Here is an 11,916-nt window from a genome sequence, read left to right on the forward strand (position 1 = left end):
CGCCCCGGCGTTAGGCTGAGCCGCATGCCGCTCAACACCGACTTCGCCGGCCGGGAGTACCCGCCCGCCGGGCCGTTCCCGATCACCCGCCAGGAGGTCGTCGACTTCGCCGGTGCGATCGGCTCGACCGTCGAGGCCCACCGCGACCCGCAGGCGGCGCAGACCCTCGGCTACGCCGACGTCGTCGCCCCGCCGACCTTCGCGGTGCGCCTGGCGCAGCGGTGCGAGGCGCAGCTCGTGCAGGACCCGGAGGCGGGCATCGACTTCTCCCGGGTCGTCCACGGCGAGGAGGGCTTCACCCACCACCGGCCGATCGTCGCCGGCGACGTCCTGACCGGCGTCCTGCACGTGGACCGGATGCGCGAGGCCGGCGGCCACGGCATGGTGTCCACCCGGGTCGAGCTCTCCGACGAAGGCGGACGTCCGGTCACCACCGTCAACTCCACCATCGTCGTGAGGGGGGAGGGCTGATGAGCGGGCCGATCACCTACCCGGAGGCGCTGAGCCGCACCGTCACCGTCGACCGGTCCCGGCTCGTCGCCTACGCCGACGCCTCCGGCGACCAGAACCCGATCCACCAGGACGAGGAGTTCGCCCGCTCCGTCGGCCTCGACGACGTCATCGCGCACGGCATGTGGACGATGGGCGCGGCGCTGGACGTCGTCACCGCCTACGTCGGCGGGGACCCCGGGCGGATCCTGTCCTGCGCCACCAGGTTCACCGGCATGGTCGTCGTGCCCGAGGGTGCGACCGTCGAGGTCCAGGTCGAGGGCGCGGTCAAGAAGTCGGACGAGGCCGCCGGCACCCAAACCCTGGAGATCAGCGCCACGTGCGGTGGAGAGAAGGTCCTCGGTCGCTGCCAGGCCGTGGTCCGCGCATGACGCGAACCCTCGCCGAGCTCACCACGATCCGCGTCGGCGGGCCACCGCGTCGCCTGGTGAGCGTGACCACCGAGGAAGAGCTCGTCGAGGCCGTGCAGGAGGTCGACCGGGCCGGCGAGCCGCTGCTCGTCGTCGGTGGCGCCTCCAACCTGCTGGTGTCCGACGAGGGCTTCCCGGGCACCGTCGTGCTCGTGCGCACCGCCGGGATCGAGGTGCCCTCGGCGTCCGCGTGCGGAGGCGTGACCGTCACCGTCGCGGCGGGGGAGACGTGGGACGACGTCGTGGTCCGCGCCGTCGAGCAGGGCTGGTCCGGCATCGAGGCGCTCTCCGGCATCCCGGGCGCGACCGGCGCCACCCCGGTGCAGAACGTCGGTGCCTACGGCCAGGAGGTCGCCCAGACGATCGCCCGGGTGCGGGTCTGGGACCGGCTCGAGGGACGCGTGCGCACGATGTTCCCGACCGACCTGGAGTTCTCCTACCGGCACTCGGTCCTCAAGGGGTCGATGCTCGGCGCGGGGGAGGTGACGCCGCGCTTCGTGGTGCTCACGGTGACCTTCTCGCTGCGCCCCAGCGAGCTGTCGCAGCCGGTCAGGTATGCCGCGCTCGCCACCGGTCTAGGCGTCGAGCTCGGCACCCGTGTGCCGCTGCGCGACGCCCGCGAGGCGGTGCTGCAGCAGCGGCGCGACCGGGGGATGGTGCTCGACGCGGCCGACCACGACACGTGGAGCTGCGGGTCGTTCTTCACCAACCCGATCCTCACGAGCGGGCAGATGGCCGCGGTGCGGGAGCGCGCCGCCGCCCGACTCGGCCCGGACGGGCCGACGCCTCCGGAGTTTGCCGGCGGGGGCGAGGGCAAGGTCAAGACGTCGGCCGCCTGGCTCATCGAGCGGGCCGGCTTCGCCAAGGGCTACGCGACCCTCGACGGCCGGCCGGCGGGGCTCTCGACCAAGCACACGCTGGCGCTGACCAACCGTGGCACCGCCCGGGCAGAGGATGTGCTCGCCGTCGCGCGCGATGTCCGCGACGGCGTCGCCGAGGCCTTCGGAGTGCGGCTGGTCAACGAGCCGGTGCTCGTCGGGCTGGAGCTGTAGAACTCGGGCTGGAGCTGTAGAACCAGGAGGAGGACCAGCTCCGAGGCGCGCGCAACCGGTGCACCCGCGAGGTTCCCGGGCGTCCACCCGGGTGTCACGGTCGCCGCGTCCTTCGTCCCGGCGCGCCGCGGAACGCTGGCGTTCGGATGAACCCTGTTGCGATTCCGTCCTTTAGTGCATGTGGTGTCATCATCGTTCGTCAAGGAGGACATGATGAGGAAGAGAATCGCCGCGACCGGCAATCCCTACCTGGACGAAGCGGATACGTACGCATACTGCGGTGACGGAACGCCATAGCACTCCGTCCGACATCGTGAAGTACACAAGGTCACCGCGACTGCTCAGAGCCGGACTGTTTCTGCTCAGCGTGGCCCTCACTGCTTGCAGCGGTTCGACGGAGCCGGCGCCAGCCTCCACCTCGTCTCTGGAGGGCATGAACGTCGACGAGTCCCGGAGGGCACGCGCCGACGCCGCCCGTGCCGAGCAGGAGGCTCGTGTTCAATGCCTGCAGGACGCTGGGTTCCCAGCCGATCTTCAGAGTGATGGCAACATCCGGGTGAAGGTCAACCCGGACCAGCAGGCCGCCTACCAGGCCGCGTCCGAGGCTTGCGACGAACAGGTCGATCCAGGCGTGGCGGCTCTGCCGCTGAGCGACGCCGAGCTGGAGTGGCTCTACGGCGAGTACGTCGCCTCGTACGAGTGCCTGAAGGCTCAGGGCTATGACCCGGTCCAGCCGCCCAGTCTCGAGGCCTACATCGGCGTCTATCGGAGCGGCGAGCCGACCTGGTCGCCCTACGAGTCGCCCGAGCGGGCCGGAGGGCTCCCCAGGACCACCTGCCCAGAGCCTGATCTGTACGCCACCGACCGCTGAGCGTGCGGAAGTACGGAGGTTCCGTGGAAGTGGCGACCATGTCTCCACTCTCACGGGACCGTCTACGGGGTCACTGCTGCTGCCAGCCAGGCGTCGATCTCGGCGAGGATCTCCTGCTTGACCGCCGCGGGGGCGAAGGACCCCTCCACCGAGCTGCGGGCCAGGTCGGCCAGCTCGGCGTCGGACATGGCATGGTCGACGCGGGCGCTGAGGTACTGGTCGACCAGCCGGCTGCCGAAGAGCAGCGGGTCGTCGGCGCCGAGCGCCACCCGGGCACCGGCGTCCACCAGACGGCGTAGGGGCACGTCGGCCAGGGTGGGGTAGACGCCGAGGGCCACGTTGCTCGTGGGGCACACCTCCAGGGTGACCTGCTCCTGGACGACCCGACGCAGCACCTCCGGGTCCTCGGCCGCACGCACGCCGTGGCCGAGCCGGTCGGGGCCCAGGTGCTCCAGCGCCTCGTCGACATGGTCGGCGCCGAGCAGCTCGCCCGCGTGCGGCACGCTCGCCAGACCGGCCCTGGCGGCGATCCGGAAGGCCGGGGCGAACTCGCTCGTCGTGCCCCGTCGTTCGTCGTTGGACAACCCGAAGCCGACCACCGTGCCCGCGCCGTCGCCCGCGTAGCGGGCGGCCAGCCGGGCCAGCGTGCGTGCCTCGAGCGGATGACGCATCCGGCTCGCGGCGACGACGACCGCCACCCGTGTCCCGGTCGCCGCGGCCGCGGCCCGCGCCTCGTCCAGGACGATCTCAAGCGCCGGCGTGATCCCGGCGACGAACGGGGCGTAGGACGTCGGGTCCACCTGGATCTCCAGCCAGCGCGAGCCCTCGGCCGCGTCGTCCTCGGCCGCCTCCCGCACGATCCGGCGCATGTCGGTCTCGCCGCGCACGCAGGCGCGGGCTGCGTCGTAGAGGCGCTGGAAGCGGAACCAGCCGCGCTCGTCGATCCCGGAGAGCTCCGGCGGCCAGCGCGTGGTGAACGCCGGCGGCAGCCGCATGCCGTGCTGGTCAGCCATCTCGCGCACGGTGCTCACCCGCATCGAGCCGGTGAAGTGCAGGTGCAGGTGGGCCTTGGGCAGGTCCCGCAGGTCGCGGCCCGGCGCTCCGGGCGACAGGGTGGTAGCCATCGAGAGACATGTATACCGCCGGGGGCTGACCGCCGCGCGCTCCGGGGGATAGCGCCCGTGCGGGTCGCGTCCGGCGGCACCTACTGTGGTCGTCGTGCCAGTCATCCACACCCAGACGCTCACGAAGCGCTACGGCGGGGCGAGCTCGCCCGCGGCGCTCGACAGCCTGACCGTCGACGTCGACGAGGGCGTCACCGGCCTCGTCGGTGCCAACGGCGCCGGCAAGTCGACCCTCATCAAGGTGCTCCTCGGCCTGCTCTCGCCCACCTCCGGCGAGGCCACGGTCCTCGGGCACGACATCCGGACGGGCGGGACGCAGATCCGCACGCTCGTGGGCTATATGCCAGAGCACGACTGCCTGCCGCCGGACATGCGGGCCATCGACTTCGTCGTCCACATGGCGCGGGTCTCCGGGCTGCCGCCGGCCGCCGCCCGCGAGCGCGCGGCCGACGTCCTGCGGCACGTGGGGCTGGCGGAGGAGCGCTACCGGCTCATGGGCACCTACTCCACCGGCATGAAGCAGCGCGCCAAGCTCGCCCAGGCCCTCGTCCACGACCCGCGGCTGGTCATGCTCGACGAGCCGACCAACGGACTGGACCCCGCCGCCCGCGACGACATGCTCGCGCTGGTGCGCAGGATCGGGCACGACTTCGGCATACCCGTCCTCGTCACTTCCCACCTGCTCGGTGAGCTGGAGCGGATCAGCGACCACGTCGTCGTGCTCGACGGCGGGCACCTGCTGCGCTCGGAGGCCACCCAGGCGTTCATGGCCGACACCGGCACGGTCCTCGTCGAGGTCCTGGGTGCCCACGGGGCGGACGCGCAGAGGGCCATGGGGGAGGCGCTCGCGGCGCGCGGGCTCACCGCTCGCCCGGTGGGCGGCCTCATCGAGGTCGACCCGCTCGACGGCCGGCCCGACGACCTGCGCGACCTCGTCCGCGACACCGCCGCCGACCTCGGGCTCGGCCTGGTGCGGATCCAGCCGCAGACCGGCCGGCTCGAGGACGTCTTCCGCGAGGAGGTTCCGGCATGACCGAGCGCACGGGTGTCATCCACGACATCGGCTACCGCACCTACGACGGACCGCGCGCCGGCCAGGGTGCCATCGGCCGCAGCCTGCTCTGGCACGGGACCCTGGCGACCTTCGGCTTCGGCCGCTCCGGCAGGGCCAAGATCCTGCCCTTCGTGCTGCTCGGCATGACCCTGGTGCCGGCGATCGTCTTCGTGGGCATCATGAGCGTGATGGGCCTGGACGCCGAGCTGCTCAACTACGCCGGCTACCAGCAGATGACCTCGATGTTCGTCATCCTCTTCGTCGCCGCGCAGGCACCGGTGCTCTTCACCCGCGACCTGCGCTCGGGGGCGATCAGCCTCTACCTGGCCCGGCCGCTGGGCGCTGCGACGTTCGCCCTGGTGCGCTGGGCCTCCCTGCTCCTGGCCGTCCTGGCCTTCGTCGTCACCCCGCTGCTGGTGATGTTCGTCGGCGGGCTCTCGGCCGGGGCGGACTTCGGCGACCAGCTGCCCAAGCTGCTCGTCGCCCTGGCCGGCGCGGCTCTGCTGGCCGTGCTCCTCGCCACCGTCGGCGCGACCGTGGCGAGCCTGACGCAGCGGCGCGGGCTGGCGATCGGCGGCTCGATCGTCGTCCTGTTCTTCGGCTACGGCCTCACCGCCGTGCTGCAGGAGGTCGGCGTCGAGCAGGGGGCCGAGCAGGCCTCCGCCTGGCTCGGGCTCCTCTCGCCCTTCGTCCTCGTCGACGGCCTGCAGCACGCCCTCGGCGACGCCACCAGCTCCTTCGAGGCGCCGCCGGACGACGTGACCACCGGCGTCCTGATGCTCGTCGTCGCGCTCGCCGCCGCCGGCCTCGCGCTCCTGGCGCTGGTCCGCCGCTACCAGAGGAAGGGGTCGCGATGACCGACCTGGTCCTGACCGACGTCAGCCGCTGGTACGGCAACGTCGTCGCCGTCAACGACGTCTCGATGGCGATCGGCCCCGGCGTCACCGGCCTGCTCGGCCCCAACGGCGCGGGCAAGTCCACGCTCATCTCGATGATGGCCGGCTTCCTTGAGCCCTCCGCAGGGGCGGTGACGCTCGGGGGAGCGAGCGTGTGGCGCAACGTGACCGCATACAAGGAGCTCGGTCTGGTGCCCGAGCGGGAGGTGAGCTTCTCCTACCTGACCGGACGGCAGTTCGTCGCGGCCAGCGCCGAGCTGCACAGGCTGCGCGACCCCCGCGGCGCGACGCAGGCCGCGCTGGAGGAGGTCGCGCTCGTCGAGGCCGCCGATCGGCCGATCAGCACCTACTCCAAGGGGATGCGGCAGCGGGCCAAGCTGGCCAGCGCCCTGGTCCACGAGCCCGGGGTGCTGCTGCTGGACGAGCCGTTCAACGGCGTCGACCCGCGGCAGCGGATGCACCTGATGGAGCTGCTCACGCGGATGGGCGAGCAGGGACGCACGGTCCTGTTCTCCAGTCACATCCTGGAGGAGGTCGAGCACATCGCCCGGCACGTCGAGGTCGTCGTCTCCGGCCGGCACGCGGCCAGCGGCGACTTCGGCGCGATCCGGCGGCTGATGACCGACCGCCCCACCCACTACACGGTCCGCAGCAGCGACGACCGCCGCCTCGCCGCCGCCCTCATGGGGCAGCCCAGCGTGCGCAGCGTGGCCCTCGCGGCGCCGACCGGCACCGAGGAGGTCCACGTGGAGGTGACCGACATGGGCGACTTCGCCCGTGCCCTGCCCGCCCTGGCTCGCGACGCCGGGATCACGGTGCGCGAGCTGCGCCCGACGGATGAGTCGCTGGAGTCGGTCTTCACCTACCTGGTGCAGTCGTGAACCCCACGATCAGCAGGTTGGCCCTGCGCGCCCTCGTCGGCCAGCGGCGCGGTCTGGTCCTGATCGCGCTGCCGGTGGTGCTGGTGCTCCTGGCGGTCGTGGTGCGGCTGCTCACCGGGGAGCCGATCGGCGCGCGCGGGGTGCTCGTCGAGGTCGGCCTGGCGGTGGTGGTGCCGCTGGTCGCGTTGCTCGCGGCCAACGGGGTGCTCGGCCCGGAGATCGACGACGGCTCGGTCGTCTACCTGCTCTCGACGCCGCTCTCGAGGTATGTGGTGGCCACCAGCAAGTGGGTGACCGCGGCCGGTGTGGCGGTCGTCCTGGGGGGTGGTGGTCTGGCCCTCGCCGCGTGGGTGGGCGGCGTGAGCGGCCGGTGGATCCTCGCCTCGGCGGTGGCCGGCGCGATCGGGGCGGTGCTCTACACGGCGTTGTTCACGGCGATGTCGGCGGCGACCCGGCACGGGATGATCGCCGGTCTGGTCTACGCGCTGATCCTGGAGCGGGCGCTGGGCTCGCTGCTGTCGGGTGTGCGCTACGTGTCGGTGCAGTCCTTCACCCGGCGGATCGCCGAGGTGGTGGGTGGCGTGGACATGCCGGTCGACATGGGGCTGACCTATGCCGCGGTCGCCGGGGCCGTCGTGCTCGTGGCGGGCGTCGCGTTCGCCGGGTGGCGGCTGGCGAACTTCCAGCTGCGCGGCGACGAGTAGGCCGACACACCCACGGATGGCCGGTAGGCTTCAAGGCTGCTGCGTGCTGCCGGCGGGTGCCGCTGCGTGGTGCCGACGGGTAGTGCAGGTTCGCTCTCCGGGTCGAGGCCGGCGTATGTCGGCACCGCTGGCCATCCGAGCCCAGTGCAAGATCGAGGTTAGATGAGTCTCTTCCTCCCTTGACACCCCGCAGAGCCGTCGGCCATGCTCTTGGGACGGCCTTTTCGAGGAGGAGACATCGTGAAGCGGCAGATCACAGGTGCAGCACTCGCTGTGTTGCTCGCCGTCGGGCTTGCTGCCCCCGCACAGGCTTACGACTATCGGACTGGATCGCGGACGTGTGCATCAGGCTACAACGTCTCCATGTCGACCACGACGACCTCGTCCGAGAATCACATCCACTTCTACCGCAGCACGAGTGGGCAGACGAAGACGAGATCGACTCCCTCCGCCGTCACTTTCGGCAGCACAATTTTCTACCGCGCTGTGGATCTCTGGACCGTTGAGACTCAGGGATGGTTCAGCGGCGTCAAGCCGTCGTGCGCTCGCAACCCTCTCTAGGGGCGCTCGTTGCTCGGCAGGCAGCACCGCTGACGACGGTCGTGCTCGCTCTGGCCCTCGCCGGGTGCGCCGGTGGCGATGAAAGGTCGGAGCCCGGGCCCACCTTAGGCACTGCGGGTCCAACGGGCAGTGCCAGCGCTGAGGCCCCAGGCGAAGAGACTGCAGCGTCGAGCCAACCGGACAGGACCCCTTCACAGGCCGGTTACCGTACCCGCGAAGAATACCTGGCGGCGAAGGCCCAGGTGTGGCTGCACGGGAAGGCTGCCCCTGATGTCCAGGTCGTTCGCGAGATCAACCCTGACGAGTACGGCGGGGTGATGGTTGAGTGTCTGACGGAGTTCGGGTTCGAAGCCCGGAGTGAGGACGGCGGGCGCAGCCTAGGGGCCGAGTATCCCAGCGAGCAAGAAGACGCCTATCGCCTGGCGGCCTACACCTGCGAGGCCCGCTATCCCCTGAAGCCAATCTACTACCAGCCATACGACGAGGCGCTGCTGTCAAGACTTCACGCGTTTTTCGTCGACGAGCAGATCCCGTGCCTCCATCAGGCGGGATATTCAACGATCGAGGCCCCCTCCCTCAAGACTTTCGTCGAAAAATACACGCAGCAGGGTTATCTTTGGACACCGAGTCGTGAAGCCTCGCCGGAAGCGATCGAGGCCTGTGGTGGAGAACTGCCGATGGAGATCTTCACCGGTAGATAGGATTGAGCCTCGATCCGCCGATGTGATTGGTGACCAAGCCGGGTCGTAACGCACGAATGCCCCTGTGACCTGGGACGATGGGACTTGCGACAGTTCCGATCGACCAGGTAACAGGAGCACCCGATAGTGCGAGTCTGCCACAACATCTCCGCCGTTTTCGATGACCCGAACCTGATCGGCACGGCGGGCCTGGTCCCGGTGATGGGCCTGGCCGAGAAGGCCGGGCTGCCCGACCTGGTCGCCGAGCACGTCACCGTGGCCGGCTCGGCCGGCGCCAACGCCGACCTCAAGATCGGCTCCCTGGTCGCGGGCATGGTCGCCGGTGCCGACAGCATCGAGGACATGGACCTGGTGCGGCACGGCGGGATGGGCCGGGTCTTCGCCGGGCACCGGGCCCCGACCACGCTGGGTACCCACCTGCGCGCCTACACCTTCGGCCACGTCCGCCAGCTGGACGCCGTCGCCTCCCGTGTCCTGGTGAACCTGGCCGCCGTCGTCCCGGGCCTGCTGGCCGGCGCCCGGGCGGTCGCCTACCTGGACGTCGACGACACGATCCGCGCCACCCACGGGTACGCCAAGCAGGGCACCGGGTATGGCTACACCGGCGTCAAGGGCCTGAACGTGCAGGTCGCGACCCTGTCCACCCCCACGACGGCACCGGTGCTCGCAGCCACGAGGCTGCGCAAGGGCAACAGCTCCTCGGCGCACGGCGCGGCCCGGTTGATCGCCGACGCCGTAGCCACCGCCCGCCGGGCGGGTGCCACCGGCGCACTGACCGTGCGGGCGGACTCCGCCTACTACAACCACGACGTCGTCGCCGCGGCCCGCCGGGCCGGCGCGCGGTTCTCCCTGACCGCCCGGATGGACCCGGCCGTGACCGCCGCGATCTCCCGCATCCCCGAGCAGGCGTGGGTGGACATCAAGTACACCGACGCGATCTGGGACGAACAAGAGCAACGGTGGATCTCCGATGCGCAGGTGGCCGAGGTCGAGTACACCGCGTTCACCTCCCGGAAGAAGGCCGAGCACGTCACCGCCCGGCTGATCGTGCGCCGGGTCAAACGCCTCAACCCCAAGGCGGTCAAGGCAGGGCAGGACGAGCTGTTCGCCACCTACCGCTACCACGCCGTGTTCACCGACTCACCCCTGTCGATGCTGGCCGCGGAGGCCTGCCACCGCGATCACGCGATCGTCGAGCAGGTCATCGCGGATCTGAAGTCCGGTCCGCTCGCCCACGCCCCCAGCGGGTCCTTCTGCGCCAACGGTGCGTGGACGGTGCTGGCCGCGATCGCGTTCAACCTGACCCGCGCCGCCGGCGTCCTGGCCTCGGTCGCGCACGCCCGAGCCCGCCCGGCGACGATCCGGGAGGAGCTGATCAAGATCCCCGCCCGCATCGCCAACCGCGCCAGGCGACTCCACCTGCACCTGCCCACGAACTGGCCCTGGCAGGACGCCTGGCAAGGCCTCTTCGACGCCGCCTACGCCCCCTCCTGACCCCGCTTTCTGCCCCTTCGAGGAACGACCCACGTGGAAAAGCCGGGCAGACCGGCGAATTCCCCCTGCCCCGAACCCGGATCCACCTCTCAGGCCGCTCTCCGACATTCCGGACGACGTTCACAAAACCCGCTCGGCGGATCGAGGTTGAGACAACGCGCCATTCTACCGTGAAGGTGGTCATGGTGGCGGTGGCGTCTAGGACGAGGTGTCTGGGCACGCGGTGCCTGATACACCCGCCAACACCCCGAACGTGCCAACAACCGCGCCCTGCGCCAGCTCCGCGACCTCGGCTACGACGTCACCCTCACCCCCGTCGGAGCGGCCTGACCAGCACACTCACCAAAGCTTCGACTCAGGAGAGCCGATCTAGATCGGTGAGCAAGATTGAGCGGCCGGATCGTCATCAGGGCTGAGCCGGATCAGTGGCCAGACGAAACTCGGCGTCGGCCACGGCCCGCGTGTTGTAGCCTGCTGACGTTCGACGACGAGAGGTCTGGGGCGTGGCTGACGCCGTGAAGGTCTCACCGGCGCGCAGGGTGCTGGGTGTGGTGCTGGTGCTGCTGCTGGTGGCTGCTGCTGCCGGTGCGGGGTGGTGGGCCTCGAGGGCGACGTTGACCTCGCAGGTGCCTGAGGCGTCGGGGGAGCAGGCTGCTGCGGAGGTGGTGTGGGCGGAGGCGAGCAGCGGGTCGGTGGGGCGGTCGTTGCCGTTGTCGACGACGTTGCGGCAGCCGGCGGTGCCGGTGGCGCAGAACGCCCTGCCCGGGGTGGTGACGAGCGTCTCGACGGGGGAGGTCGCCGAGGGCGACGTGGTGTATGTGGTGGGGGAGACGCCGGTGCGGGTGGTGGAGGCGGACGCGCCGTTCTGGCGGGACCTGGCCCGGGGAGTGAAGGGCGAGGACGTCAGGCCCTTGCAACGGCTGCTGATCGAGGAGGGTCACCTGGGCGGGGAGCCGGACGGTGACTTCGGGTGGAACACGGAGCGTGCGGTCAAGGCGTGGCAGAAGGACCAGGGCCTGGAACAGACGGGTGTCGTGGCCCTGGGTGAGCTGGTCGCGGTCAGTGACCTGCCGGCGGTGGTGCAGCTCGGCGAGGGCATCGTGGTGGGCAGGAGCCTGGGCGGCGGTGAGGACTCGGTCCTGGCGCCGACGGGTGAGCGCGAGTTCGTGCTGGTGGTGACGCAGGAGCAGGCGCGGCTGATCCCGGCGGAGGCGAGCGTGGAGATCACGTTCGAGGACCACAGGTGGACCGCGGTGATCGCGGGGTCGGAGCTGGACGAGTTCGGGTCGACCACGTTCACCCTCACCGCCCCCGGCGGCGGCGAGGTGTGCGGGGAGGAGTGCGGGGTGCTGCCCAACGACGCGCAGGTGACGTTGCGCTCGGACGTGGTGATCGTGCCGAGGGTGGAGGGCACGACGGTGCCCGCGGCGGCGGTGCGCACGAGGCCCGACGGCACCGCATACCTGGTGACCGAGGACGGGGAGGTCGAGGTGGGCGTGCGCGGGTCCGGGCAGGGCGTGGCCGTGGTCGACGGGGTCGAGCCCGGCACCAGGGTCCAGGTCCTCGGCGGCACCCAGGGGGTGCAACCCGCCCCGGCCCAGCCGGAGCCGGAGCCCGGGCAGGGAGACGACTCCGCCTCGACCCAGGAGGGATGAGCC

12 protein-coding genes are annotated in these 11,916 nt (G+C 71.0%); 11 read left to right on the forward strand and 1 reads right to left on the reverse strand.

Annotated elements, in window-relative coordinates:
• Window positions 1–24 precede the first annotated feature (24 nt).
• The 4 genes from DV701_RS16705 to DV701_RS16720 all read left to right on the forward strand — a co-directional run bounded on the left by DV701_RS16705 (window position 25) and on the right by DV701_RS16720 (window position 2,843).
• Window positions 25–471: an FAS1-like dehydratase domain-containing protein gene (locus DV701_RS16705; protein WP_114929992.1), complete on the forward strand. Its 447-nt coding sequence runs from the start codon at window positions 25–27 to the stop codon at window positions 469–471.
• Window positions 471–881, forward strand: a complete 411-nt coding sequence (locus tag DV701_RS16710; protein ID WP_114929994.1) for a MaoC/PaaZ C-terminal domain-containing protein — start codon at window positions 471–473, stop codon at window positions 879–881. The genes DV701_RS16705 and DV701_RS16710 overlap by 1 nt, the downstream gene beginning before the upstream one ends.
• Window positions 878–1,972, forward strand: coding sequence for a UDP-N-acetylmuramate dehydrogenase (locus tag DV701_RS16715; RefSeq protein ID WP_114929996.1), 1,095 nt, complete (start codon window positions 878–880; stop codon window positions 1,970–1,972). The genes DV701_RS16710 and DV701_RS16715 overlap by 4 nt, the downstream gene beginning before the upstream one ends.
• A gap of 433 nt (window positions 1,973–2,405) precedes the next feature.
• Window positions 2,406–2,843, forward strand: a complete 438-nt coding sequence (locus tag DV701_RS16720) for a hypothetical protein (RefSeq protein ID WP_114929998.1) — start codon at window positions 2,406–2,408, stop codon at window positions 2,841–2,843.
• A 62-nt stretch (window positions 2,844–2,905) separates the two neighbouring features.
• Here DV701_RS16720 and DV701_RS16725 read toward each other — a convergent pair whose 3' ends face one another.
• Window positions 2,906–3,967: an adenosine deaminase gene (locus DV701_RS16725; protein WP_114930000.1), complete on the reverse strand. Its 1,062-nt coding sequence runs from the start codon at window positions 3,965–3,967 to the stop codon at window positions 2,906–2,908.
• Between the two features lie 94 nt (window positions 3,968–4,061).
• Between DV701_RS16725 and DV701_RS16730 the strand changes: the two genes are divergently transcribed.
• The 7 genes from DV701_RS16730 to DV701_RS16760 all read left to right on the forward strand — a co-directional run bounded on the left by DV701_RS16730 (window position 4,062) and on the right by DV701_RS16760 (window position 11,913).
• The gene (locus DV701_RS16730; protein WP_114931311.1) at window positions 4,062–5,000 is read left to right on the forward strand and encodes an ABC transporter ATP-binding protein; all 939 of its coding nucleotides are present in this window, start codon (window positions 4,062–4,064) and stop codon (window positions 4,998–5,000) included.
• Window positions 4,997–5,878 (forward strand): ABC transporter permease, encoded by an 882-nt coding sequence (locus DV701_RS16735; protein WP_114930002.1) that lies wholly within the window; start codon window positions 4,997–4,999, stop codon window positions 5,876–5,878. Before DV701_RS16730 ends, DV701_RS16735 begins: the two co-directional genes overlap by 4 nt.
• On the forward strand, window positions 5,875–6,798 hold the full coding sequence (locus tag DV701_RS16740; RefSeq protein ID WP_114930004.1) for an ABC transporter ATP-binding protein: 924 nt from the start codon (window positions 5,875–5,877) through the stop codon (window positions 6,796–6,798). Before DV701_RS16735 ends, DV701_RS16740 begins: the two co-directional genes overlap by 4 nt.
• On the forward strand, window positions 6,795–7,502 hold the full coding sequence (locus tag DV701_RS16745; RefSeq protein WP_114930006.1) for an ABC transporter permease: 708 nt from the start codon (window positions 6,795–6,797) through the stop codon (window positions 7,500–7,502). Before DV701_RS16740 ends, DV701_RS16745 begins: the two co-directional genes overlap by 4 nt.
• Before the next feature lie 803 nt (window positions 7,503–8,305).
• Window positions 8,306–8,764, forward strand: coding sequence for a hypothetical protein (locus DV701_RS16750; protein ID WP_114930008.1), 459 nt, complete (start codon window positions 8,306–8,308; stop codon window positions 8,762–8,764).
• Window positions 8,765–8,890: 126 nt separating this feature from the next.
• Window positions 8,891–10,258, forward strand: coding sequence for an IS1380 family transposase (locus DV701_RS16755; RefSeq protein ID WP_114928255.1), 1,368 nt, complete (start codon window positions 8,891–8,893; stop codon window positions 10,256–10,258).
• Window positions 10,259–10,761: 503 nt separating this feature from the next.
• Window positions 10,762–11,913: a peptidoglycan-binding domain-containing protein gene (locus DV701_RS16760; protein WP_114930010.1), complete on the forward strand. Its 1,152-nt coding sequence runs from the start codon at window positions 10,762–10,764 to the stop codon at window positions 11,911–11,913.
• The last annotated feature ends 3 nt before the right edge of the window (window positions 11,914–11,916 follow it).

Source organism: Ornithinimicrobium avium (genome assembly GCF_003351765.1).
In the GTDB taxonomy this organism is placed as follows: domain Bacteria; phylum Actinomycetota; class Actinomycetes; order Actinomycetales; family Dermatophilaceae; genus Ornithinicoccus; species Ornithinicoccus avius.

Bases quoted from the DNA above. Each gene is read 5' to 3' on its own strand.
- DV701_RS16705 (WP_114929992.1), top strand. From the start codon at position 25: ATGCCGCTCAACACCGACTTCGCCGGCCGGGAGTACCCGCCCGCCGGG.
- DV701_RS16710 (WP_114929994.1), top strand. From the start codon at position 471: ATGAGCGGGCCGATCACCTACCCGGAGGCGCTGAGCCGCACCGTCACC.
- DV701_RS16720 (WP_114929998.1), top strand. From the start codon at position 2,406: ATGAACGTCGACGAGTCCCGGAGGGCACGCGCCGACGCCGCCCGTGCC.
- DV701_RS16715 (WP_114929996.1), top strand. From the start codon at position 878: ATGACGCGAACCCTCGCCGAGCTCACCACGATCCGCGTCGGCGGGCCA.
- DV701_RS16735 (WP_114930002.1), top strand. From the start codon at position 4,997: ATGACCGAGCGCACGGGTGTCATCCACGACATCGGCTACCGCACCTAC.
- DV701_RS16725 (WP_114930000.1), bottom strand. From the start codon at position 3,967: ATGGCTACCACCCTGTCGCCCGGAGCGCCGGGCCGCGACCTGCGGGAC.
- DV701_RS16740 (WP_114930004.1), top strand. From the start codon at position 5,875: ATGACCGACCTGGTCCTGACCGACGTCAGCCGCTGGTACGGCAACGTC.